Annotated in this window: 23 protein-coding genes; 9 read left to right on the forward strand and 14 right to left on the reverse strand. The window is 63.1% G+C overall.

The features are described 5' to 3' along the window. Window positions 1–85: 85 nt before the first annotated feature. The 3 genes from pqqA to F3J17_RS03365 form a co-directional block, all read right to left on the reverse strand. Entirely contained in the window at window positions 86–157 is a 72-nt protein-coding gene (gene pqqA, locus F3J17_RS03355; protein ID WP_084162062.1) for a pyrroloquinoline quinone precursor peptide PqqA, read from the reverse strand. 11 nt (window positions 158–168) lie between these two features. Continuing rightward, window positions 169–414: a hypothetical protein gene (locus F3J17_RS03360; RefSeq protein ID WP_167053735.1), complete on the reverse strand. Its 246-nt coding sequence runs from the start codon at window positions 412–414 to the stop codon at window positions 169–171. A 65-nt stretch (window positions 415–479) separates the two neighbouring features. Continuing rightward, on the reverse strand, window positions 480–1,769 hold the full coding sequence (locus F3J17_RS03365; protein WP_167054489.1) for a citrate synthase family protein: 1,290 nt from the start codon (window positions 1,767–1,769) through the stop codon (window positions 480–482). A gap of 192 nt (window positions 1,770–1,961) precedes the next feature. On the opposite strand from F3J17_RS03365, the gene F3J17_RS03370 reads away from it, so the two are divergent. Continuing rightward, window positions 1,962–2,252, forward strand: a complete 291-nt coding sequence (locus tag F3J17_RS03370; RefSeq protein WP_240160742.1) for a DUF4148 domain-containing protein — start codon at window positions 1,962–1,964, stop codon at window positions 2,250–2,252. A gap of 130 nt (window positions 2,253–2,382) precedes the next feature. Here the strand turns inward: F3J17_RS03370 and F3J17_RS03375 are convergent, their stop codons facing one another. The 3 genes from F3J17_RS03375 to F3J17_RS03385 form a co-directional block, all read right to left on the reverse strand. Next, window positions 2,383–3,561, reverse strand: coding sequence for a porin (locus F3J17_RS03375; protein ID WP_167053739.1), 1,179 nt, complete (start codon window positions 3,559–3,561; stop codon window positions 2,383–2,385). A 180-nt stretch (window positions 3,562–3,741) separates the two neighbouring features. Next, window positions 3,742–6,174, reverse strand: a complete 2,433-nt coding sequence (locus F3J17_RS03380) for a membrane-bound PQQ-dependent dehydrogenase, glucose/quinate/shikimate family (protein WP_167053741.1) — start codon at window positions 6,172–6,174, stop codon at window positions 3,742–3,744. Window positions 6,175–6,534: 360 nt separating this feature from the next. Beyond that, a complete protein-coding gene (locus F3J17_RS03385) occupies window positions 6,535–7,194 on the reverse strand; it encodes a TetR/AcrR family transcriptional regulator (protein WP_167053743.1) in 660 nt (219 codons plus the stop codon). Window positions 7,195–7,362: 168 nt separating this feature from the next. Between F3J17_RS03385 and F3J17_RS03390 the strand changes: the two genes are divergently transcribed. Further along, a complete protein-coding gene (locus F3J17_RS03390) occupies window positions 7,363–8,655 on the forward strand; it encodes an NAD(P)/FAD-dependent oxidoreductase (RefSeq protein WP_167053745.1) in 1,293 nt (430 codons plus the stop codon). An 87-nt stretch (window positions 8,656–8,742) separates the two neighbouring features. Here F3J17_RS03390 and F3J17_RS03395 read toward each other — a convergent pair whose 3' ends face one another. Both F3J17_RS03395 and F3J17_RS03400 read right to left on the reverse strand, forming a co-directional pair. After that, entirely contained in the window at window positions 8,743–9,714 is a 972-nt protein-coding gene (locus tag F3J17_RS03395) for a LysR family transcriptional regulator (RefSeq protein WP_167053747.1), read from the reverse strand. 291 nt (window positions 9,715–10,005) lie between these two features. Next, window positions 10,006–10,938, reverse strand: coding sequence for a hypothetical protein (locus tag F3J17_RS03400; protein WP_167053749.1), 933 nt, complete (start codon window positions 10,936–10,938; stop codon window positions 10,006–10,008). A 283-nt stretch (window positions 10,939–11,221) separates the two neighbouring features. On the opposite strand from F3J17_RS03400, the gene F3J17_RS03405 reads away from it, so the two are divergent. From F3J17_RS03405 to F3J17_RS03420, 4 genes are all read left to right on the forward strand, one after another. Next, window positions 11,222–12,256 carry an acyltransferase gene (locus F3J17_RS03405; protein WP_167053751.1) on the forward strand — a complete coding sequence of 345 codons (1,035 nt, stop codon included), beginning with the start codon at window positions 11,222–11,224 and terminating at the stop codon, window positions 12,254–12,256. A gap of 75 nt (window positions 12,257–12,331) precedes the next feature. Further along, entirely contained in the window at window positions 12,332–12,988 is a 657-nt protein-coding gene (locus F3J17_RS03410; RefSeq protein WP_167054491.1) for a glutathione S-transferase family protein, read from the forward strand. A 208-nt stretch (window positions 12,989–13,196) separates the two neighbouring features. Beyond that, a complete protein-coding gene (locus F3J17_RS03415) occupies window positions 13,197–14,789 on the forward strand; it encodes a TrkA C-terminal domain-containing protein (protein WP_167053753.1) in 1,593 nt (530 codons plus the stop codon). 37 nt (window positions 14,790–14,826) lie between these two features. Next, window positions 14,827–15,825: a 2-hydroxyacid dehydrogenase gene (locus F3J17_RS03420; RefSeq protein WP_167053755.1), complete on the forward strand. Its 999-nt coding sequence runs from the start codon at window positions 14,827–14,829 to the stop codon at window positions 15,823–15,825. On the opposite strand, the gene F3J17_RS03425 is transcribed toward F3J17_RS03420, so the two are convergent. From F3J17_RS03425 to F3J17_RS36430, 6 genes are all read right to left on the reverse strand, one after another. Beyond that, window positions 15,822–16,217: a hypothetical protein gene (locus F3J17_RS03425; protein WP_167053757.1), complete on the reverse strand. Its 396-nt coding sequence runs from the start codon at window positions 16,215–16,217 to the stop codon at window positions 15,822–15,824. The two genes, F3J17_RS03420 and F3J17_RS03425, sit on opposite strands and share 4 nt — an antisense overlap. A gap of 212 nt (window positions 16,218–16,429) precedes the next feature. Continuing rightward, a complete protein-coding gene (locus F3J17_RS03430) occupies window positions 16,430–16,816 on the reverse strand; it encodes a hypothetical protein (RefSeq protein ID WP_345891121.1) in 387 nt (128 codons plus the stop codon). A gap of 464 nt (window positions 16,817–17,280) precedes the next feature. After that, window positions 17,281–17,589 carry a hypothetical protein gene (locus F3J17_RS03435; RefSeq protein WP_167053761.1) on the reverse strand — a complete coding sequence of 103 codons (309 nt, stop codon included), beginning with the start codon at window positions 17,587–17,589 and terminating at the stop codon, window positions 17,281–17,283. Beyond that, window positions 17,586–17,960: a phage holin family protein gene (locus F3J17_RS03440; protein ID WP_167054493.1), complete on the reverse strand. Its 375-nt coding sequence runs from the start codon at window positions 17,958–17,960 to the stop codon at window positions 17,586–17,588. The genes F3J17_RS03435 and F3J17_RS03440 overlap by 4 nt, the downstream gene beginning before the upstream one ends. Before the next feature lie 125 nt (window positions 17,961–18,085). Beyond that, window positions 18,086–18,946: a mechanosensitive ion channel family protein gene (locus F3J17_RS03445; protein ID WP_167053763.1), complete on the reverse strand. Its 861-nt coding sequence runs from the start codon at window positions 18,944–18,946 to the stop codon at window positions 18,086–18,088. Window positions 18,947–19,181: 235 nt separating this feature from the next. Next, complete coding sequence (locus F3J17_RS36430) at window positions 19,182–19,316, reverse strand: hypothetical protein (RefSeq protein ID WP_275692885.1); 135 nt, start codon at window positions 19,314–19,316, stop codon at window positions 19,182–19,184. A gap of 296 nt (window positions 19,317–19,612) precedes the next feature. On the opposite strand from F3J17_RS36430, the gene F3J17_RS03450 reads away from it, so the two are divergent. From F3J17_RS03450 to F3J17_RS03460, 3 genes are all read left to right on the forward strand, one after another. Then, window positions 19,613–21,274 (forward strand): ABC transporter substrate-binding protein, encoded by a 1,662-nt coding sequence (locus tag F3J17_RS03450; protein WP_167053765.1) that lies wholly within the window; start codon window positions 19,613–19,615, stop codon window positions 21,272–21,274. A gap of 196 nt (window positions 21,275–21,470) precedes the next feature. Then, entirely contained in the window at window positions 21,471–22,298 is an 828-nt protein-coding gene (locus F3J17_RS03455; RefSeq protein ID WP_167053767.1) for a p-hydroxycinnamoyl CoA hydratase/lyase, read from the forward strand. A 134-nt stretch (window positions 22,299–22,432) separates the two neighbouring features. Beyond that, the gene (locus F3J17_RS03460; protein WP_167053769.1) at window positions 22,433–24,331 is read left to right on the forward strand and encodes a feruloyl-CoA synthase; all 1,899 of its coding nucleotides are present in this window, start codon (window positions 22,433–22,435) and stop codon (window positions 24,329–24,331) included. The last annotated feature ends 11 nt before the right edge of the window (window positions 24,332–24,342 follow it).

A 24,342-nucleotide genomic window follows, 5' to 3' on the forward strand; every position in this document is an offset into this window, starting at 1 on the left:
AAGGCTGCGGGTAGAACGCGCCAGATAAATAGCCCCGGCGGGCCGGGGCTATGAGGATCCTGCGAGAGGATACTGACGCTGCGAATTAACGGTTCGAAATGTACATCGTGATTTCAAAACCGAAACGCAGGTCGGTGTAAGCGGGCTTGGTCCACATGGCGGAACTCCTTAAAAATGGATGGGCAGGCGGACGTCCGGCAAAGCGGACACACCGGACAATGTGGGAAAGCGCGGCTGATGCATGGTTGGTGCGACAGGCGGAATGAACTGCACGCCTGACACCTGATGCGCCGCAATTCTCCTCACGCGTATCGTATCAAATTTGTGCATATTGCGACGGCTCGCGCGCAGCGGAAAGCCCTGAAATACCGGATCAAACTGCGAAAATGCGCTGAAACCGACTGCGCGAAACACTTTATTTCGTATGCGGCAATATTCGCGCGGGACCGCCATAAGAATCAGTCATAAGCGGGCGAAAGCTACGTAATCTTGAACAAGGTCGTGAACATGTCCGGGCCGGGTGGAGATTCGCGTGGCGCATGGGACGTGCGTTTGCGCGCGTTTCTGCTGGTGGCTTCAGCAGCGCTTGCGGGCGGTCTGGCGCCTGTGTACACGGCGCGCGGGCGGATCAGATGTGGATTCTGACGTTGCTCCAGCCCATGTGCGATCCAGCCCACCGAGCGTCCCAGCGCGAATAGTCCGAACGCGGCACCCATCGGCAGATTCAGATGACGCCGGAGCGCCACCAGTGCGAGGTCGAGCGAGGGCCGCTGGCCGATCAGTTCGCAGGCCAGATCGATCAGTTTTTTCCACTTCGGATGACGCGGCAGCACGCGCGCGAGCAGCCACGCGGCGCGCACGTCGCCATCGGGATAGAGCGGGTGGCCAAAGCCCGGCAGATCGTCACCGCGCGCAAGTCGCTCGCGCAGCTTGCGTTCAGGATCGATATCGCCGAGTTCGTCCAGAAGCGCTTCGCCGCGCGCCGTGGTTGCGCCATGACGGCCTCCTGAAAGGCCCGCCAGACCGCCAATGACGACTGAGCGAAGGCTCGCGTCGGTTGATGCGATGCAGCGCGCGGTGAAACTCGACGCGTTGAGTTCGTGATCGGCGCACAGCACCAGCGCCATGCGGATCAGATCCGCGCCCGTTTTACCCACACCCCAGGCGCGGGCGCATTGCTCGTGGATGGGCGCAGTGCCGGGTACGGTGCCCAGCAAGGACGCCGCCAGCAGGCGCACGAGATCGCCGCAACCTTGCGCCTGGCGTTCGGCGTTGCGCTGCCAGATTGCCGTGGGTGCGTCTTCGCTTGCCACCGAGAAAAGCGGCAGCATGGCGGCTTCCGCGCGCTGGTTGCGGTAGTGATGGAGCAGTGCTTGAAAGACCTCGGGCGTTTGCAGCGGATGCGCGGTGAACGCAGCGCTTTCTTCGCATTGCCAGAGCAGCGCGGCCACTTCTTCGAGGCTCGCGCTGGCCGCCAGATCGAGCGCATCCATCCCGCGATACGAGAGCCGGCCGTCTTCGATCAGCGTAATGGCCGATTCGAGCACCGGTGCACCCCAGTCGAGCGCCGCGCGCGCCACTTCCTTCGGCTTGCGTCCACGCGCACGATTGGCCGCCAGGCGTTCGACTTCGGCGGCCAGGTAGCGGCTCTCGCGCGAAACCGGGTCGGTTTCCGCGCGCAGCAGGCCACGGCTCACGTAGGCGTAGAGCGTCTGGCGCGACACGCTCAGGCGCGCGGCGGCTTCGGCGGAACTCAGGTAGGTGGGCATAGCGATCAGAATAATCAACATTGACGATTTGTGCCCATTGCGCGCTCGCCCGCTGCCTGAATTGCCGCTATGGCGCGTCTTCGTCCAGCATGACGCCACTTAAAAAAACTTACATCTGACCGATGACGTTCCCATACCCGCGCTCGCCTAAGCTCTCGATTCATTACCGACAAACCTTTACGGATGGCCCATATGGGAGCAAACCTGCGATATCTTGCTGCGCTTGCCGCAGCGACCGTTAGCCTGGCTGCTCACGCCGGGCCTCCTCTAACGCCGGCGCAATGCCTCGGCTATCCGTTCAAGCACGTGGCGGCCGGCAAGGTAACGCATGCGCAACTGATGAACGAACTGGGCGAACTCGAAGCGCGCGGCTATCACCCCGGCGACGACGACAGCACCTATCCCGCCGATCTGCAAGCCGCGCAAAAAGCCTTGACCGCCGATTACAGCGCGGATTGCCTCAAGCTGCATCACAAGACCTGAACATCGCACGCCTGGCCGCGCGGCCATAAAAAAAGCAGCGAGACGGGGTGATGCCCCATGTCGCTGCCTGAAATTGCGCGGTAGGTTGCGCGTTGCTTAAAACCGTTAAATTCGCAAGCTGAAACGCCCGTTAGAACGCAATCGCGATGCCAAACATGGCGACGAACTGATTGCCCGTCGACGATGCCGAGGTGTTCTGCGAGTCGCCCACCAGCGCCACGGCATCGACGATATCGCCGCTGCCGTTCGCGCCCAGCGTGTGACCCGAAGCGTGCTGATAGGCCTGAATCGTGTACAGCGTCGTGCGCTTCGAGAGGTGATACATCTCGCGCAGCGAAACCTGCTGGTAGCGCGCCGCGTCGTGAATGCCGTTCGCGCTCGAAGCACGCGTATAGCTGTAGCCGCCGGAGACTTCGATCGGCGTGCTCACGCGGTAGCTCACCAGCGCGCCGTAGGTGTTGAACACGGCGGTATCGGTGAACAGCGAGTGGCTGCCCGGACGATAGACCACGTTGGAATAGTTCACGCCAAACAGCAGATTGCCGAACGTATACGTTGCCAGCGCCGCTGCGTGCTGCACGTTGCTCGCCGACAGATAGCCGGTATTGATGGTCGAATGCGGAAACGTGGCGCTGGCGCTGGGATCGAAGCCGCCCGTGTATTCCGTATTGTTCATGCGCAGATAGCCCAGACCTACGGAGAGCGGGCCGCCGTCGTAGCGTAGCGCCGCGCTGAACATGCTGCCGCTCTTCATGCTGCCCGCCACGCCGCCAAAGCCATATTGCACGCTGCCGCGCACGCCGTGGATCGAAGGCGATGTGTAGGTAACCGAACTATTCGCGCGGATGTCCGTATCGAAACCGTCGATGTCGCCCGGGTGCGCGCCCGTTGCGCCGGTCAGGTAAGTGACCGGGCCCAGCGTGCCCGCGAGCAGATAGTACGGCGTGTACTGGCGGCCCATCGTCAGCGTGCCCAGGCGGCTGTCCTGCAAGCCGACGAAGGCGTAGCGATTGAACGCGAGACCGGCCGACTGCTGCGCGCCCGTGCCCGGATCGAAACCTTCCTGCAGATCGAAAATCGCGCTGGTGGTGGAGCTCAGTTGCTCGGTGCCCTTGAAGCCGAACTTCGATGCCAGCAGATTGCCGTTGCGCATGTACACGTTCGAATGGCCGCCCTGGTTGTTCGCGTACGAAATGGCTTCGTCCACGTTGCCGTAAAGCGTCAGGCTGTTCTGAGCCATGGCCGGCTGCGAGATGGCGGCGGCGCACAGGAGCAGCGAACCGCCCCAGAAAAAGTGTTCTGATTTCATCGTCAACCCTGATATCGATCCGGATGATGCCGGCCGCGCGACTGGCGATTCCGGATTCTGAAGAATTATTTGAACTGAGTAGTTAAAAAACAGCTGCCGATAAGGCAGCAGGGGCGCGGAGGGACTGTGCCCCGAACGCGCCCCTGCGGGCCGGAAATCAATCGCTTCCGGCGTTGCTGCTTAGTGCGTCTGCGGCAATGCGTACGCGATCACGTAGTCGCCGCGATCCGGCGACTGGCGTGCGCCACCGGCCGAGATCACGATGTACTGCTTGCCGTCGATGGTATAGCTCATCGGCGTGCCCTGGCTACCCACCGGCAGGCGAGCCTTCCAGACTTCCTTGCCGGTCGAGCTGTCGAACGCGCGCAGGTAGTAATCCTGCGTAGCCGCGAAGAACACCAGACCGCCGCCCGTGGTCAGCGAGCCGCCGATGGTCGGCATGCCGATCGGCGTGGGCATGTGCATCTGCACGCCATACAGACGCGTGTCCTTGACGGTGCCGAGCGGCACTTGCCAGGCGATGCTGCGCGTCTTCAGGTCGATGGCCGTGAGGCTGCCGAACGGCGGCTTCTGGCACGGAATACCCAGCGGCGAGAAGAAGCGGTCCTTGGTGACCGAGTACGGCGTGCCGCCGAGCGGCACCGCGCCCATACCGGCGTTGACGGCTTCGTTACCGTCCGAGGGGCCGCCGCGCTGCTTTTCCTTCACCAGATGGACCCACAGTCCCAGGCGCATGTCGTTCACATAGATCATGCCGGCGTTCGGGTCGTACGACAGACCGCCCCAGTTCATGCCGCCGAGCGAACCCGGGAAGCTCAGTGCGTAATCCGTGTCCGGTGCGGTGAACAGGCCGTCGTAGCGCATGCCGCGGAACGAGATGCGGCACATCAGCTGGTCGATCGGCGTGACGCCCCACATGTCGGCGTCCTTGAGCACTTCAGCGCCGATCTGCGGCATGCCCACGGACAGCGGCTGCGTCTTCGCGTACGGCTCGTTCGGAATCGTCGCGGGCTTGACGGGCTGCTCGATCACCTTGGTGAGCGGCTTGCCGGTCAGGCGGTCGAGCACGAACAGCTGGCCCATCTTCGTACCGATGATGAGCGCCGGCACCTTCTTGCCATCGTCCATCGGGAAGTCGATCAGCGTCGGCTGCATCGGCACGTCGTAGTCCCAGAGGTCGTGGTGGACGGTCTGGAAGTGCCACTTTTCGGCGCCGGTGGTGGCGTCGAGCGCGAGGATCGAGCCGCCGTACTTCTCGTCGAGCGCGGTGCGCTTGACGCCCCACAGGTCGATCGCGGCGTTGCCGACCGGCATGTAGACGGTGTTCGAGGTCGCGTCATAGGTCATCGGCGCCCACACGTTCGGGGTCGAACGCGTGAAGGTCTTGCCGGTGGCCGGTGCGGCGTGGTCTTCCGGCTGGCCCGGATCGAACGCCCACTTCATCTTGCCGGTCATCACGTCGAAGCCGCGGATCACGCCGCCAGGCATGTCGAGCGAGACGTTGTCGGCGACGCGGCCGCCCACCACCACGGTCGTGCCCGCGACGGTCGGCGCCGAAGTCAGCTGGTACAGCGGGCTCTTGGCTTTGCCGAGGCCTGCCTTCAGGTCGATGATGCCGTGATCGCCGAAGTCGTCGCAGAGCTTGCCGTTGTCGGCGTCGAGCGCGACCAGCTTGGCATCGATCGTGTTCATGTAGATGCGGCGGCGGCAGGCGGCGGGGTCACCCGACGCTGCGATCGCCGACACCGGCGTCGATCCGGCCACGGTGGGCTGGACGAGCGGCTGCGTGGCGTCGAAATAGGCGAGGCCGCGGCAACGCACCCAGACCGTGGTTTTGGTCGGGAACGCGTGACGCCATTTTTCGGCGCCGCTGGCGGCGTCGACGGCAATCACGGTGTTGTGCGGCGAGCACAGGAACAGCGTCTTGCCCACCTGGAGCGGCGTTTCCTGGTCTTCCGAGCCGCCGCCGTCCGGGCTGAGCGGCGTGTCGCCGGTGTGGAACGTCCAGGCAACCTGGAGGTTCTTCACGTTATCGCGGTTGATCTGCGCAGCGCCTGCGAAGCGGTCGCCACCGGCCGAGTGGCCGTAGGCCGTCCAGTCGCCCATGCCCGCCGTACCGGCGATCGGCGGCGTGGATTCGGCGCCGAACTTGCCGTGCGGCACGAACATGCCATACACGAAACCCGCGTTGACGACGGCCAGCACGGCCGCGATGCCGAAGGCCTTGCCGCACGCGGGCGTCTTGCCTTCGCCCTTACGCAGCACGGGGATGACCAGCGCGAGCAGCATGCCGATCATCGAGAACATGAAAATGCGCGTATTGAGCTGCCAGAAGTCGAAGCCGACTTCCCAGATGGCCCACAGCGCGGTGGCGATCAGGAACACGAGGTAGATCGCGACGCTGGCCGAGCGGCGGCGCGCGAGTTGCACGCCGGTGGCGCACAGTGCGAGGCCGGCGAGCAGGTAGTACCAGCTACCGCCGCGGGCGATCAGCATGCCGCCGCCAATAAGGAAATACAGCCCGAGCAGCAGGCCGACGACCCCAATCAGGGGTAGGCCGATACGGACGGCCTTAGGAATCTGTTTATCTGAATCTGTTGGTTGCTTCGACATCGTTTTGTTCTCGAATGGAGGCTAAAGGCTCGCCTCGCAGTCGGCCCGACGTGCGACCTTTTGTAATAGGGCGCCAACGTCAAGCCTTGTGCTAGATTAACCAGTTGGTACATTTTATTAAGAAAATTGAAATCCTGCCTGCAAAATCGCAAGCCTGTGGTTCAGAAAGGCGTGCGCGGGTGGGCAGAATGCGGGTTTTGAGGTAAGCGCGAGGGCAGCCTGAGCGCTGCGAATGCCGTGTGCGCACGGGTGTTAGCGCACCTGGCGGCCTGCGCTATGCGGGGGAAGACAGAGGAAGACGGGGTAAGGCGTGGGGCGGCGGACGCGAGACGCCCGCGCGGGGCAGAGGCGCGAATGCGCTCAGGAAAGCAGCGCGAGCGTGGTTTCCAGGACGGCGCGTTTGAACTTCTTCGGATTACGGGGCAGCGAGGAAACCGTCAACATCACGTGGCCGTAGCCCACGGTCTTGCTCACACCGTTGAGCAGCACGAAAAACAGCACGTCAGCATCCTTCACCTTCAGCACGCCTTGTTGAGCGGCGTCTTCCAGTAGCGGCACCATCACGTCGTAGTAGGGCCGCATGAGCCGTTCGACCAGCAGATCGAGCCGCGCGCCTTCTTCGGTTGTCGCCGTCGAGAAAAACAGGCCCACGTCGGGTTCCTCGAACACCTTGTCGATATAGATCTCGATCGCGCGGTCCACGCGCGCCTTGGCATCCAGTTCCGATTGGCGCAGCGCCGCCGTGGCCGCAATCATCGGCCGCGCGTGCTCGACGATCTGCTCGACGACCGCTTCCCACAGCGAATCCTTCGAGCCGAAATGATGCGCGAGCAAGGCCGGATCGACGCCCGAATCGCGCGCGATCTCGCGCACGCTGGTGGCGTCGTAGCCACGCGTGCCGAAGGTCTTGCGCGCATTGCGCAACAGCACATCCCGGCCCACCGAGGCTTGCTGCGCCGGTCGCCCGCGGCCGCGCCTGACCGGCGTGGGCGTTGGAGATGCAGTGGCCTTCTCTTTCATGCGCTTATACGTTCCCGTTTTTTCGATGGACGTGAGTGTAACCGAGCGCCCAGGCGTTGCCGCCTGGGGTCTGCATGAGGTTTGCAGCAGCGCAGGGACGAGGTCGTTTGACACAGGCCGCGCCAAGGGTTTACCATCGGCTTTTATTCATTGCGTGTTGAATTAAAGATGACGAATCCGGTACGCATCGTAATCGTGGGCGGCGGCATCGCCGGCATCCTGTTGGCAACGAAGCTGGGCGATACGCTCGGCCGCGCGGGCAAGGCCCGTATCAGGCTGATCGATAAAAGCCCTACGCACATCTGGAAACCGATGTTGCACACGATCGCGGCCGGCACGCGCGATGTCCAGCAACAGCAGGTTATCTTCCTTGCGCACGCGGCGGAGCACGGTTACACCTATGAGCCCGGCGAGATGCTGGGGCTCGATCGCGCGCGCCGTTGCGTGCAACTGGGTGCGCTCACCACGACCGATGGCGGCGTGGTGCTGGAGCCGCGCGAAGTGAGTTACGACGTGCTGGTGCTGGCTTTGGGCAGTCATGCGAACGATTTCGGCGTGCCAGGCGTGGCGCAGCACAGCTACTTCATCGACAGTCAGAAGCAGGCCGAAACCTTCAACGAAGCGCTGCGGGCGCGCGCATTCCGCAGCGTGGCGCGCGACGAGGCGTTGCGTGTGGCGATTGTCGGCGGCGGCGCGACCGGCGTGGAACTGGCCGCGGAATTGAGCCGTCTGCTGGAAGTGGCGAGCGCCTATGGCGACGCCACGGTGCGCGAGCGTCTGCAATTGACGCTGCTGGAAAGCGGTCCGCGCATTCTGGGCGCGTTCCCGCCCAATATCTCTGCGTCCAGCCAGCATCAGCTCGAAAAGATCGGCTTTAGCGTCAAGACCGGCACGCGCGTGACCGAGGCGACTGCGCAAGGCTTTGTCTACGACGGCGGCGCGGTGGCGCAGGCCGATCTGATGGTCTGGGCCGCAGGCGTGAAGGCGGCCGATTTTCTGAGCGGGTTGGGCGGTCTGACGACCAACCGCGCGAATCAGATCGTGGTGGGCCCGACTTTGCAATCCACGGAGGACGACCATGTCTTTGCGCTCGGCGACTGTGCCAGCTTCACGCCCGCGGGGGCCGAAAGGGCGCTGGCGCCGACTGCGCAGGTTGCCACGCAGCAGGCCGAATTTCTCGCGCGCCACCTGCCGGGCTGGCTCGCGGGCCAGTCGCTGCCCGCGTTTGCGTTTCATGATTTTGGTTCGCTGGTCTCGCTGAGCGATTACGATGCGTTCGGCACGCTCGGGCGCTTTGGCTTCTTCCGGGGCGGCTTCATTCGCGGCAGGCTCGCGCAGTTGAGCCATGCGATGCTGTACCGCCGCCATCAGCAGGCATTGCACGGTTTGCGCAAGGCGACGCTGCTCTGGACCGCCGAGCGCATCAACGGCTGGGTGCAGCCGAAGATCCGTCTCGCCTGACCGGCCTGTAAAAAACGCCGCGCGCCATGTCAGGTCATGGCGCGCGGCGTTTTATTTGAAATCGTTAGCGTGACTAATGATTGTGAATTACGCCGTGCACATCGCCGTGCGGCCATAGCGTGCATGCCATAGGCCCAGTTCCTGTTCGTGTTCGGCCACGCGTTGCGGCACGGCATCGCGCAGGAATTCCACCAGCGTTCTGATTTTGGCGTCCAGATATTGGCGTGAGGCGTACAGCGCATGGACGTTGATCGGTTTGAGGCGCGCATGCGGGAGCACCTGCACCAGCGTGCCATCGCGCAGACCTTGCAGCGCGGTTGGTATCGGCAACATGCCGATGCCCATGCCCGCGCGGATCGCTTCGCCCAGCGCTTCGGCGATATTCACGGTGAAGGGCGCTTCGCGCATCGGACGCATGGCGTGTTCGTTGCCTTCTGCGTCTTCGAAAAGCCACGGCAGCGAGGGCTGATCCTGCAGCGATAACTGCACACTGGTGTGCGTTTCCAGTTCGTCGAGCGAGGTGGGCGTGCCGCGTCGCGACAGATATGCCGGCGACGCGCACAGCACCGCGCGCGTCATACCCAGACGCTGCGAGACCAGCGACGAATCCTTCAGGCTCTGCGCCACCACGATGCCCACGTCGAAACGCTCTTCAAGCAGATCGGGCGTGCGTTGCGACAGCACCAGATCGACGGAGACGCCTTCGAATTGCTGCGTGTAGCGCGCGAGTAGCGGCGTCAGATAGTGCTGGCCGAAACCCGCTGGCGCATGCACGCGCAGGCGGCCGTTGGGCTGGGCGGCTGCGCCCATGGCCTCGGCATCGGCGAGATCGACCTGATTGAGGATGCGTTCGCAATGCTCCAGATAGCGACGGCCCGCTTCGGTCAGCGAGATCTGGCGTGTGGTGCGGTTGAACAGGCGCGTCTGCAGACTGGCTTCGAGATCCATGATCGCGCGCGAGACGGCGGCGGTACTGAGTGAGGCCCGCACGGCGGCCTTGGCGAAACCGCCGGCCTCTGCGACGCCCACGAACATCTTCATGCTGCCCAGCTTGTCCATTGGATTGTGCTTCTATGAGTTTCCATCGGGATTGGCGCGGGTGGCGCAGCGATGAAAAGGGCGTGGCGCGGGTGGTCCAGGCCGCCGCGCCCTATATATTCAACGCGTGATGAAATAATTCTACTGCGGACGAGGGGGCGATGTCAAAGCGACGGCGCGTCATGCGCGCCGTCTTCGATGCCGTCAGTGCCAGAAAAGCGCGATCAGGATGATGATCGGAATCGGCACGCCAAGCATGTAGAGAAGGATCGAGCGCATGTCAGTCTCCTGGAGTTGTCGGGGCTGTGGTGGTCAGAATTCGCGCAGGCGGCCGCCCACGGTCGCCATATAGCTGGCGGCGAACGCGCCCATCAGCAACGACACGAACAGCCAGAGCGTGGCGTGGATGGTGGCCTTGCGCGCTGCGTCGGCGGCGGCGCGCGCGGCCGTGTCGAGCGCATTCATCTTGTTCTGCAGGCGCGTATAGGTCGTGGTCACGCGCGCTTGCGCATCGGCGGGCGAGAGCCCGGTCTGTTGAGCCACGACCTGCGAAACGTACTGCGTGTCCTCTTGCGAGAGCGCGCCGCCCGACGGCAGGGTGTTGAGGAAGATGCGGGCGATTTCCTGCTTCTGCGTGACGTTCGCGAGCGCCTGTTCGGGGCGCGTTTCGGTCTGGGCAGTCGCGCCGGCGACGGGGCGCAGCATGCCGTCGATCAGATAGCCGACCGGCCAGGTCTGCCACGCCGTCTGGGCGTTGCCGCGATCGACGCCGCCCAGGCCCGCCGCCGTGTGCATGCCGGTTTCGGCGGCGGCCACCGCGGCGGTGCGCCCGATGCCCGCCGCCGTGGAGGCGAGCAGGCCGGCCATCAGCAGCGTCGCCAGCGCCCACGCGAGAAAGCCGTGCGCGGTATCGCGGAAGTGGGTTTCGTCGCCGCTGATGCTCGGCCAATGACGGCGCAGACGTCCGGCCAGATAGCCGCCCAACCCCGAAGCCATGATCTGCGACACGAAGATCCAGATGACGACCGCCGCGCCGAAGGTTTTGGCGTGAGCGCCGCTGCCCGGCCACGGGGAAAGCGATGAGAGCCCGAGACCCGTGCCCAGCGTCAGCAGGATCAGCGAGAAAGCGGCCATGCCGACCGCGCCCGCGAGTATCGCACCCCACGAAACCGCCTCGCGCGGCATGACGTGCTGTGTTGCCGCGAGCGGTGTCGCCACGCCCACGCCCAGTTCTGTCTGATTCATGGACATCTCCTCCTTGTGGTGAGGGCGCCGTGCGCTGTGTCGTGTGAAATGCGCCGGGCCGATGCGGAGCGTTTGAGCAGAAACCGTGCCGCGAGGCCGGGCGCGCCTGCGCGGCAGATACGTTAAAAGGGTTTTGAGGCGCGCTTTAAAGGCGATATTCCGGAACGATGCAATACCTGTTTATCGCCTGTTCTTTTCCTGCGACAAGCGGATTTGATTGAAACAATTCGCTGTTAAAGTCCGCGCGGACGTCGGGGACGTTGACAAACATAAGACGAAACGCGTGCATAAAAATAACTTCAATCTATTGCGGCTGCTATTCGCCGTCGGGGTGATCTTTTCTCATTCGTTCGAGTTGCTGCGCCATCAGGACCCGCTTGAAGCCGGGTCGGCGGGGATGTCGGTGGGCACACTTGGCGTATGCGGTTTTTTCCTGCTCAGCGGCTATCTGACCGCGCAAAGCTGGACGCATGAGCCACGCGCGCTCGCGTTTCTGAAAAAACGGGCATTGCGCTTGTATCCGGCCTTTATCGTGGCGTCGGTGCTATCGGTATTCGTGGTGGGGCCATTGGGCGCGAGCACCGCCCAGTACTTCAGCGACTGGTCAGCGCATAAGTTTTTGGCCGATCTGATCGGACTGCGTCAGCCGCGCACGCCCGACGTGTTTGCAAATTCGCCCGTGCCGTCGGTGAACGGTTCGATGTGGACGATCACCTTCGAGCTGCGCTGCTATCTGCTCATGACCGTGCTGGGTTTGTGCGGCGCGATGAAGCGCCGCTGGGCGATGCTCCTGCTCGCGCTGGCGGTCAATGCCGCCGCGATTGCCGGCGCGCCGATGCAGCGCGGCGAGCAGGGCGATGCGCTGTTCGGCGTCTCGGGTTTCATGCTCTGGTTTGCCGCGCTTTATCTGGCGGGTGTGGGCTTTTATCTGTTCCGCGAGCGCCTGCCATTGCGCGGGCGTTTTGCCGTGTTCGCGCTGTTGGGCTTTGGCGCGGCGCTGTTCGCGGCTGCGCCGGTCATGCGCGCGGCGACGGTGACGCTGGGCGCGTACGGCCTCTTCTACATCGGCCAGTGTCAAGCGCCCTTGCTCACGAAGCTGCGCATGCGCGACGACCTTTCGTACGGTCTTTACCTGTACGGCTGGCCGGTCACTCAGCTACTCGCGCTGTGGCTGCCGTCGATTGCGCCGCTTGCCTTGTTCGCGTGCGTAACGGCGATCTGCGTGCCCATCGCTTTCGTGAGCTGGCGCGGGCTGGAATCGCCAGCACTGCGTCTCAAACGTGCCCGCGCGCCTGAAGGCCGTCCCGTCGCGGCGTGAATGCGGTAGGCTGGCGGGCATCGCCAGTCACCGCGTCATTCGCTTTGCCGCCGAGGCGGCATGGGAGGTATCGAGATGTCGCTTGCGCTCTACGGTCATCCTTTCTCCTCGTACACGCAGAAGGTGCTCGTCGCGCTGTACGAAAACGACACGCCGTTCGAATTCCGCGTCATCGGACCGGATTCGCCGCACGCGGCGGACTGGCTGCAACGCTGGCCACTGCGCAAATTCCCGCTGCTGGTGGACGGCGCGCGCAATGTGGCCGAGACCAGCATCATCATCGAATATCTCCAGCTCATGCATCCGGGGCCCGTGCGCCTCTTGCCCGCCGATCCGATGGCAGCGCTCGATGTGCGCTTTCTCGATCGCTTCTTCGATCAGCATGTGATGACGCCGGTCCAGCGCGCTGTCGATGGTGCGTTATCGGGCGACGCCGCGAAGCGTGCTGAGGGTATGGCGCACGCGGCCCAGAAGCTCGATCTGGCTTACGCGTGGCTCGATGCGCAGCTGGCGGGGCGCACCTGGGCTGCGGGAGACGCTTTCACCCTGGCGGATTGCGCGGCGGCTCCGTCGTTGTTCTATGCGGACTGGACGCATCGCATCCCGGCGGAACTTGCCGCACTGCATGCATATCGCGCGCGGCTGCTGGTGCGGCCGTCGTTTGCGCGTGCGGTGGAGGAGGCGCGGCCTTACCGGCCGCTCTTTCCGCTGGGCGCGCCGGATCGCGATTGACGCGCTGCGGGGTTAGATAACCTTCGACGTATCTTGATCGCCACTGGGCAGGTTGGCGCGGCCCAAACGCAGGGCGCGGAATAATGGCAGACAATTTAAGGCTGCGGATTGCGCGATTGGCCTGAGCGCCGCAAATTGTACGAGCGCCGATGCCCGAAGTATGCAAACGCAGCAGTAGCCCTCCAACTCTGCAACAAGGGTGGTCTGCATGGATGCGATCAAGACGCTGCTCGAAGCTCAGCCTCTGCTGACGCTCTTCGTGACGGTGGCGCTCGGTTATGTGGTGGGCGAAGTGAATATCAAGGGTGTGTCGCTTGGCTCCGGCGCGGTACTGTTCGTTGGACTGGCGATAGGCGGCTGGGCGCCGAAGTCCGCGCCGCCCGCGCTGCTCGGCACGCTCGGCCTGCTGCTGTTTCTGTACGGCATCGGCATCCAGTACGGCGAGCAGTTCTTCAAGGGGCTGACCAGCGCCGATGGACTCAAGGCCAACGCGGCCGCTATTCTGGGCGTGATCGGCGCGGGCTTCGTGTCGATCGCGTTGATTCCCGTGTTCGGCGTGAAACTGGACCAGGCGCTGGGGATGTTCGCCGGTTCCGGCACCAGCACCGCGAGCCTGCAGGCCGCCGTGGCCGCATTGAAAAGCGATGGCGCGGCGGTGGGTTATAGCGTTTCTTATCCGTTTGGCGTAGCGGGGCCGATTCTCTTTCTGTACGCGCTGGGCGCGGTGCTGAAGCCCACAATCGAACGCCCCGCGCCAAAGCTGATCGAAACCGCCGAGATCGCCCTGAGAAATCCCGATCTGGTTGGACTCACCCTCACCGATCTCATCAAGCGTTTGCCGCAAGGCGTGTTCATCGCCGCCGTGCGCCGGGCCCATCACAATCACACGCCGTCGGCCGATCTCGTTCTGCAACCCGACGACGTGCTGCTGGCAACCGCCACCGATCCGGCCTTGCTGCGCGACGCCACGGCCTTATGCGGAGAATTGCAGCCGGGCCGCATGACGAACCACCGCGAGGATCTGGCCTATATGCGCGTATTCGCGTCCAGCCGCTTGGTGGTGGGTCACGCGCTGCGCGACTTGCGCTTTCCCGATGGCGTGGCCTGTTCGATTGCGCATGTACGGCGCGGCGACGTGGATATGATGCCGGGCCAGGAACTGATACTCGAATCCGGCGACCGGGTGGGCTTGCTGGTCAATCAGGTCCATCAGAAAACCATGCGGGCGTTCTTTGGCGATTCGATCAAAGGAACCGCGGAACTGGGCTTCATTTCGATCGGCGTGGGCGCGGCGCTGGGTTTGATCGCAGGCGCGATTCCCGTGCCGATTCCCGGGGTGGGCAGGCTGACGCTCGGCCTTGCAGCGGTGCTGCTGGTGGCGCTGTGCCTGGGCCGCGTGCGGCGCTTCGGGCCGTTCGTGTGGACCATGCCGCTGACCGCAAATCTGGTGCTGCGCAATTTCGGCCTGACGATCTTTCTTGCCCAGGTGGGCATGGCGTCCGGGCCCAAATTCTTCGCCACGGTCGGGGCGACGGGCGTGTCCTTCCTGCTCTATGGCCTCGTCATCGTGCTGGCGTTGCTGGTCATTACGGCGGTATGTTGCCTCTGGATCTTCCGGCTGCCCTTCGACGCGACCATGGGCGTCATCAGCGGCGCGACCGGCAACCCGGCAATCCTGGCGTTTGCAAACCGTGTGGCGCCGACGGATCTTCCGGACGTTGGTTATGCGATGATTTTCCCTTCGATGACGATCGTGAAGATTCTCTTTGTGGAAATCGCCGTGGCGTTGATGACACATTGACGCTATGGCGCGATGAACCCGTATTCGGAGAAAGCCGATGGAAATAGCCGTATTCAGCGCCAAGCCCTACGATCGCCAGTTTCTCGACGCGGCCAATGCACAGCAAGGTCATCACCTCCGGTATCTGGACGATCCGCTCGATGAGGACACCGTAGGATTGGCGGCGGGTTATCGCGGTATCTGCATCTTCGTGAACGACAAGGCCGACGCCGGCATCCTCGAAACGCTGGCGCGCGGCGGCACGCAACTGATCGCTTTGCGCTGCACCGGTTTTAACAACGTCGATCTGAAGGCCGCCGCGCGGCTGGGAATCAAGGTCGTGCGGGTGGTCGATTACTCGCCCAACTCGGTAGCCGAGCACGCCGTGGCCTTGCTGATGGCGATTAACCGCAAGGTTCATCGGGCCTATAACCGCACGCGCGATTTCAATTTCGCGCTCGACGGGCTGATGGGGTTCGACCTGTGCGGCAAGACCGTCGCTGTGATCGGCACGGGCAAGATCGGCCGGGCCTTTACGCGCATCATGGTGGGTTTCGGCTGCGAGGTGATTGGCTACGACGCCTATCCGACGCCGGAATTCGAGGCGCTGGGCGGCCGCTATGCGACCGATGGCGCGATCGGCATGAATGCGGATATCGTCTCGCTGCATTGCCCGCTGACGCCGCAGACCTACCACATCATCAACGCCGATACGCTCGCGCGCGCCAAGCGTGGGGCGTTGCTCATCAACACCAGCCGCGGCGGCCTGGTGGATACGGAAGCGGTGATCGGCGCGCTCAAGAGCGGGCAACTGGGTGGTCTTGCCATCGATGTCTACGAGCAGGAGGCCGATGTGTTCTTCCGCGATCTCTCGGGCACCATCGTCGACGATGATGTGCTGCAACGATTGATGACCTTTCCCAACGTGATCGTGACGGGGCATCAGGCCTTCATGACGCGCGAGGCCGTTTCGACGATCTGCGAAACCACGCTGCGCAGCATCACCGAGTTTGAAACCGGTCAGCCGCTGACCAACCAGATCAGCGTGGATGCTTAACCGGCCAGCCGTTTCCAGACCGCGCGTAGCCGTCGTGCGCGGTCTTCGAACAGATACGAGGCGGCCAGCGTGATCAGCCCTGAAACCGTGCCCGTGAGCAGCGCTTCGGGAAAGGCGTAGTGGCTGGGGTGCGAATAGGCGTCGCCGATGGCGGTGAGCGCGCCCATGACGAGCGCGTTGCCGTAGCGGTTCGAATAGAGATTCGCCAGTGGCGTGAAGGTGAGCAGCACGGCCAGCAGGCCGGTGAAGAGTCCGGTCTTGAACGCCAGCGTCCAGTGCGCGGCGCTCATGATGTTGCTCCAGCTGCCGGGCATGCAGGTCATGCAGGCGCTGGTGGGCTGCCAGAAACGCTGAACGAACAGGCGGATCCTGCGTTTCCAGTCAGTGGGCATCGGGTGGTCTCCGGGAGCGGGCCTGGCGGCGAGGGAATGCGCCAGCTTCCTGGAGGCATCCTACAACGATTGCATGTGCGGCGATTGGCCGGTTTGTCTGCCGATTGCGGTTCCGGCGTGCCTGAGAGTGACACGCCGGAACGGCTTCCCCGCCTGATTCCAGCCTGGCCGGTCCAACCAGACTGCACTGCCTGATGTGGCTTGGCGGTTACTTAGCGCGTGTTGCGAGTCGGGTTGCTCGCCGTGATGAACGGGTCGAACGACATGTGCACGTTGTTTTCCAGCAGCATCGAGATCGTATATTGGACGTTGGTTCCCGCGCTGTTGACACGCCCGCCCCACACCGTGCCGTCATATTGCGGATAGCTCTGCGGGTTCACCATATTGGGAATGGCTTGCCCGTTGAAACCGAGAATCGAAATCGACTCGCCGGGGTTAATCGAAACGGCCGACCAGACGATCGTGTCGCCGTTTTCGCAATGAGTGCGCAATTCGTTGGTTCCCTCCGACCCATCGCCGCTGTAACCGGTCGAATCGACCATGAACACGTATTTCGCCAGATTGTTTTCGGCAATTGCTTTAGCGACGTTGACCAGCACATTCACATAAATCGTTGACATGGTTTTTCTCTTAATAAAATGAATGGACGCAAATCTCCGCATCCGGTCCGGGCGGAGTTGTCATTGCATATTTCCGATCAAAACAACAAGAAAGGCTTTTTAAAGCGTGCGGCGGGAAAGCGCGTGGCCGGTAGTCAAGCTGTCCGTCACGCCAAGCGGAATATAGGAGAGGTATCTCGATAAAAGAACCTCTCAGAAATGATAGGTGGAGAGTGTCGAAAAACATTCGCTAATGCGCAATAAATATTCGAAGAATTCTGATTGAAAGAATTGAATCGAGATGTGGTGCGACTTTCAATCGAGTTTTGATTGAATAATCGATGAAATGTAATTTAATACCGTCAGAATAATCTGACGGAAAGAGATTAATTATGGGGCTCTTCGTAATTTCCCGAAATTGACTTTGTGCGAGACGCTGGGGATCGGTGAGCTATTGATGATTTTCAACGCCCCTGCAGACGCAAATTGCGCGCAACCCATCCCAGCAAGCCCGTGCGCGCCAGCATTGGCACCACGCGCCTGGGTCCAAAGACGACGGTCCCCAGTACCGCCGAACCAAGCAGCGTGACGCGCGGCGCGGCGGCCAGCGCATGGCGAAGGTTAGTGAGTGAGAGGGTATTGTTGCGCGGCCCGGCCGGATACTGGCCCAGCCGCAGGCCAATATTGGCGATGAGCAGTTGCGTGCGCGCCAGTTCCATGCGGGTCAGCACGGCAGCTTCATGTTCGCGGCGCAGGCGGGTGCGGTGGTTCATTTGAGTGCCTCCTTGACCGTTTCGACATCGGCGCGAATCTCATCCCTCAGGATGCCGAATGATTGAACATGGCGATACGAGCGCAGCATCATGAAAGCCACCAGGGAGAGCAGCAGCCAGGCCGCGGCGATTCCCCAGACTACGGTCAGGAAATACGCCGTATTCCACGCGGAGGCGATCAACGCGAAACAGAAGAACGACAGCGTGAAAAGCACTGTTACCGCAAGCGCCACCAGCGCGAGCATTTCCCGCATCACGCGCGCGCGGGTTTCGGCGAGTTCGATCGCAAACAGTTCGCCGTAATCCGCCAAACGGGTCATGAGAAACCGCGACACATTGCGCCAGCGGTCGAGCCTGGTTTGCATCGACATGGCCATCCTCCCGCGAAATGCGCTGTCTGGCAGCGGGGTCGCGCATCATCGACACGCGACGCTTGAAACGGTCGCAACTTCCCCCGGGGCGGCATTGCCGCCTTACCTACAACGGCGCCGGCACGTCACGAGTGTGACAGCGCGGCGTCCATCTCACTGTCTTCGCGCAGCGTGGGCGTACCCGCAACGGCCAGATCGGCGCTCGCCAGCGCATTGCGCGCGTGGGCGCGCAGATCGTCGGCGGCGTAAGCCGCATCGGCGTTGCGCACCCAGGCGGCGATGCGCAGCCGCGCGCCGCCCTTCGACGGATAACTTTCTACGGCAACGGTTGGCGCGAGCGTGGTCCCGGCCAGCACGCGCGGCTCGTCGGCGACCATTTTCTTGAGTTCGGCGATGGCGGTATCGACCTGATCGCGGCGGGCGAGGTCGATCGTCACGTCGACACGCTGAGTGCCGCCGCTGCTGTAATTGATGACGGGATTGCTCCAGATCTGGCTGTTCGGCACGAACACGTCGTTGCCGTCGCCGCGCTCGATGCGCGTCGTGAAGAGGCCCACTTCGCGCACGATACCGGCCGCCGCGCCGCTGCCCTCGATCACGTCGCCGGCGCGGAACGGCCGCAGCAGCAGCAACATGATGCCGGCTGCGATGTTCTGCAGCGTGCCTTGCAGCGCGAGGCCGATGGCCAGACCGGCGGCGCCCAGTGCGGCCAGCACACTGGCCGTGGCGATGCCGACTTCGCTCAGCGAAGCCACGATCGCGATGACCCGCACGGCCCACGCGGCGATCCCGGCAAGCATCGGCGCAAGCGTTGGGTCGGCGTGCGAGAGCACGAGCATGTTGGCGAAAAGCTGGGCAATGCGATTCGAGATCCACCAGCCGACCGCCACGATCAAAATCGCGACGATCAGATGGAGAACGTCGTGCGTCACCGTCGCTAGAAGCGACGGCTGCAAATGGAACAGCCGATTGAAGAAGTCGTCCATGGTTCAGGCCACCTGTGCCACTTGTTGCGATGGCAAAGACACAGCAGACGGCGTGCCCGTGAGCGGGGCCAGAACGACCAGGCGCGGTATGGGTGCGCGTTTTATCGACGCAACCACAAACGCAAACGCCAGAAGCGAACGCTTCCGGCGTGCGGTGATGCAACTCCATACAGCCTGTATATCGACTTCGAGGGCTACGAATCAATGCTGCGGACGCCCTCGGTCCGCGTGCCGCTTAGTAGCGGCGCTGGGCTTCTGCGAGCAGTTCGCAGTATTCCAGGTGGCGATTGAGTGCCTTAACGCCAAGGCGGCCAAGCGCCTCAACAGCTTGATTGACGTTAGACGAAAGTGCAGCGATGAGCGCAGCCATGATGTCCTCGAGAGTCCAGGGTAGTTACCTAGGGGTTTTCCCTAGGCGTTTTTCGTATTATAGGCTCCCTTTCGCGGAATGCAAGGACGACTTGTGGCGGCGCAACAATCTAGCCGGCAGATGTGGCCCCAGAATGACGGTGCGCCGCGAACGCTCGCGCAACATGCCCGCTGCTTTAGCACCTTCGCTGCTAATGTTGTGCGGATAAATTGGTGGTTCGGCCGATGGCGGATGCGCAAAATCGTAGAGATTCCGCAGAAAAATCCACAACTTGCGCATCTTATCCGGACCTCGCCATGCCACTTCGACTATCAGGCCTGCGGCGTTTTGCCCGCGCGCGCCGAGCGTTTATTGCATTCAGTACGCTCGCGGGCGCCGCGGCATTTGTCACGTTGCCGCCTGCGGCCCACGCCGCGCCTAAAGGACCCACCGGCACCCTGGTGTTCTGCAGCGAGGGCAGCCCCGCGGGTTTCGACCCCGGCCAGCACACCACCAGTACCGACTTCGACGCCAGCACTGACACGATCTACAACGAACTCGTGCAGTTTCGCAATGGCACGCTCGACCTTGAACCGGGCCTCGCGACCAGTTGGGACAGTTCGTCCGACCAGCGCATTTACACGTTCCATCTTCGGCATGGCGTGAAATTCCAGACCACGGCGTACTTTCATCCCACGCGCGACTTCAACGCCGACGACGTGCTGTTCACCTTCAACCGCATGCTCGACGCCCAGCAGCCATTCCGCAAGGCGTATCCCACCAGCTTCCCGTACTTCAGCGATCTGGGCTTCGACAAGAACATCGCGCAGATCGACAAACTCGACGACTACACGGTGCGCTTCACGCTCAAGACGCCCGATGTGATCTTCGTGCGCAATCTGGCGATGAGCTTCGCGTCGATTCTGTCCGCCGAATACGCGGCGCAGCTGAGCGCGGCGCATCGCGAGGCCGATATCAACCAGTTGCCGGTGGGCACGGGCCCGTTTGTATTCCGCTCTTACCAGAAGGATGCGCTGATCCGCTACGACGCGAATCCCGATTACTGGCGCCCACAGGACGTCAAACTCGCGCATCTGATTTTCTCGATCAATCCCGATCCGGCCGTGCGTATCCAGAAGCTCGCGAGCGGCGAGTGCCAGGTCTCGGTGTTTCCGCGCCCCGCGGATCTCGACGTGGTCAAGCGCAATCCGTCGCTGCGGCTGGTGTCGGGCGTGGGTTTCAATGTCGGTTTTGTCGCCTACAACACGCAGCATCCGCCGCTCGACCGCGTGGAGGTGCGCCGCGCGCTCGATATGGCGATCGACAAGCCTGCGATCATTCAGGCCGTGTTCGCGGGCAACGCGAAGATCGCAGCCAATCCGATGCCGCCCTCGCAATGGTCGTATAACCCGAGCCTCAAGGACGCGCCTTACGATGCCGCCAAAGCCCGCGCGCTACTCGCGCAGGCCGGGTTTCCGGATGGCTTCGAGATCACGCTCTGGGCGATGCCGGTGCAGCGCCCCTACAACCCCAACGCGCAGTTGATGGCGCAACTGATCCAGCAGGACTGGGCGAAGATCGGCGTGCGCGCGAAGATCGTGAGTTACGAGTGGGGCGAATACAACCGCCGCGCCAAGCAGGGCGGCGAGCACGACGCGCTGCTCTACGGCTGGTCGGGCGACAACGGCGACCCGGACAACTGGCTCGGCGCGCTGCTCGGTTGCGACGCCGTGCATGGCAGCAATGTGTCGAAGTGGTGCGATCCGGCCTTCAACAAGCTGATCGAGAAAGCACGCGCCGACTCCGACGTGCAGCAGCGCACCGCGCTCTACGAGCAGGCGCAGGTCATTTTCAAGCAGCAGGTGCCGTTCACGCCGATCGCGCATTCGATCGTGTCGCTGCCCGTTTCGAATCGCGTCCAGGGGCTTGTGTTCTCGCCGCTGGGCAGTCACCGCTTCGATGGTGTGTCGGTGCAGTAGCGCGCAGCACGCCCCCTCTTTGTTCCCCCGACGACGCGCCTTGCCGCGTCGTCGGTCATTTCTCCACGCAAAACGCTCGCTCTCCGCGCGTTCAGGGTTTGTACCAAGCCGCTCATTTTCCGCTTTACATATCAGGTAGCCTGATAGTAAATTGACTTCAAGCCGCGAGTGCGGCACGGTCTAACGGAGAGAGACAATGAGTTACGAAGGTCGCTGGAAAACGGTCAATGTCACGGTGCAGGGCGGGATTGCGTGGGTGGCGTTCAATCGCCCCGAAAAGCGCAATGCGATGAGCCCGACGCTCAACAAGGAGATGATCGACGTGCTCGAAACCGTCGAGCTCGATCCTGAAGCGCAGGTGCTGGTGCTGACCGGCGAGGGCGACGCCTGGACCGCGGGCATGGACCTCAAGGAATATTTCCGCGAAGTCGATACGGGCCCGGACGTGCTGCAGGAACGCATTCGCCGCGACGCCAGCCGCTGGCAATGGCAACTTCTGCGCATGTATTCGAAGCCGACCATCGCCATGGTCAATGGCTGGTGCTTTGGCGGAGGGTTTTCGCCGCTGGTGGCCTGCGATCTGGCCATCGCCGCCGATGAAGCCGTGTTCGGGCTTTCGGAAATCAACTGGGGCATTCCGCCGGGCAATCTCGTCAGCAAGGCCATGGCCGATACGGTGGGCCACCGCGAAGCGCTGTACTACATCATGACGGGTGAGACGTTCACGGGCGAAAAGGCCGCGCAGATGGGGCTCGTCAACAAGAGCGTGCCGCGTGCGCAACTGCGCGAGGAAACGCTGGCGCTGGCGGCGAAGCTGCTCGACAAGAATCCGGTTGTGCTTCGGAATGCCAAGCATGGTTTCAAGCGCAGCCGCGAACTGACGTGGGAGCAGAACGAAGACTATCTGTACGCCAAGCTCGATCAGGCCAACTATCGCGATCCGGAAGGCGGGCGCGCGAAGGGCCTCAAGCAGTTCCTCGACGACAAGAGCATCAAGCCCGGTCTGCAGGCTTACAAGCGCTAAAGCGCGGCGCTACGCTGTCCGGTCGACGCGGCGCACGCGAGCAACGAAGCACGCGCCGCGACAGAACACGCCACGCCGCCCCGGCTGAAAGGTGCTCAAAACGCACCAGGGGCGGCACAACCAGGAGACAGGTTTTGGAATCGGACCAAAGCCACGCAGACGGCGCACCCGCACGATATCGGGGCGTCGCAATCGGTTCCGTCTCGCCGCGCATCGAGCGGCGCGGCGAATGCTGGTATCTGGAGGCAGGCGAGCCCCTGGGCGCTTATCCCGAGCGTTTCACGGACCGCCTCGAACGCGGCGCGTGCGAGCATCCCGAGCGCCTGCTGGTGGCGCGACGCGATGCCAGCGGCGCATGGCGCGGTGTGAGCTACGCGCAAATGCTGGAGGATGCGCGCGCCATCGGCGCAGCGCTGTTGCAGCGCGGTTTGAACGCGCAACGCCCGGTGGCGATCCTTTCGGGCAATGGCATCGAGCACATGCAGATGGCGTTCGGCGCGATGTGGGCGGGCATTCCCTATGCGCCCATTTCCCCCGCGTATTCGCTGATCTCGGGCGACTACGGCAAACTGCGTCACGTGCTGGACGTGCTCACGCCAGGCCTCGTTTTCGCCGACGATATCGACGCCTACGCGCATGCGCTCGATGCGGTGCTGCCAGCCGGCGTGGAGCGCGTGAGCGCGGCGCCCTCGCAACGTAGCGGCGCCAATGTCACGCGTTTCGCCGCCTTGCTCGACACGCCGCCCGATCAAGCCGATTCCGCTCATGCGAACGTGAACGGCGACACCATCGCCAAGTTTCTTTTCACCTCGGGCTCGACGCGCCTGCCCAAGGCCGTGCCCACCACGCACCGCATGCTCTGCGCCAATCAGCAGATGCTGCTGGAGACGTTTCCGCAGTTCGGCATCGAGCCGCCGGTGCTGGTGGACTGGCTGCCCTGGAATCACACCTTCGGCGGTAGTCATAACGTGGGCATCGCGCTCTACAACGGCGGCACGCTGTATATCGACGACGGCAAGCCGGTGGCGGGCAAGTTCGAGGAGACGCTGCGCAATCTGCGCGAGATTGCGCCGACCGTCTTTTTCAACGTGCCGAAAGGTTGGGAAGAACTGACCGCCGCGCTCGAATCCGATGCCGCGCTGCGCGAGCGTTTCTTTTCGCGCGTGAAAATGTACTTTTTCGCGGGCGCGGGGCTTTCGCAGGCCGCGTGGGAAAGGCTCGAACGCGTGACGCTTGCGCACTGCGGCGAGCGTATCCGCATCATGGCGGGCCTGGGCATGACCGAGACTGCGCCTTCGTGTCTGTTCACGACTGGGCCAGTGGCGCGTGCCGGTTATATCGGCCTGCCCGCGCCGGGTTGTCTCGTCAAGGTCGCGCCGGTGGACGGCAAGCTGGAAGTGCGGTTTCGCGGCCCGAACGTGATGGGAGGCTATTGGCGCGCAGCGCCGGAAAACCGGCAGGATGTGTTCGACGATGAAGGCTATTACCGCAGCGGCGACGCCGTGCGCTTCGTCGACCCGGCGCGGCCCGAACTCGGTCTCGCCTTCGACGGACGCATTGCGGAGGATTTCAAGCTCGCGTCGGGCACCTTCGTGAGCGTCGGGCCGATGCGAGCGCGCATCATCAGCGAAGGCGCGCCGTATGTGCAGGACGCCGTGATCACCGGCATGAATCGCGACGACGTGGGCGTGATGATCTTCCCGCGTCTCGATGCCTGCCGCGCGCTGGCAAAGCTCGAAGGCCACGCGAGCGCGGCCGACGTGCTCGCCGCGCCGCCCGTGCGTAGCTTCTTCGCGGATCTGGCGGCGCGTCTGAATACGAGCGCCACGGGCAGCGCAACCTATATTGCGCGTCTGCGCCTGCTGGCGGTGCCGCCGTCGCTCGACCTGGGCGAGATCACCGATAAAGGCTCGATCAATCAGCGCGCGGTGCTCCAGCATCGCGATGCGCTGGTCGAAGCGATGCACGCGCCGGATACGGAAGATCCCGATGTGCTGCTTTCCCGCGCACGCAGCGTTGCCGTGAAAAATTAGAGAGGATAGCG

It is taken from the genome of Burkholderia sp. Ax-1719, assembly GCF_011753055.1.
Taxonomy (GTDB): domain Bacteria; phylum Pseudomonadota; class Gammaproteobacteria; order Burkholderiales; family Burkholderiaceae; genus Paraburkholderia.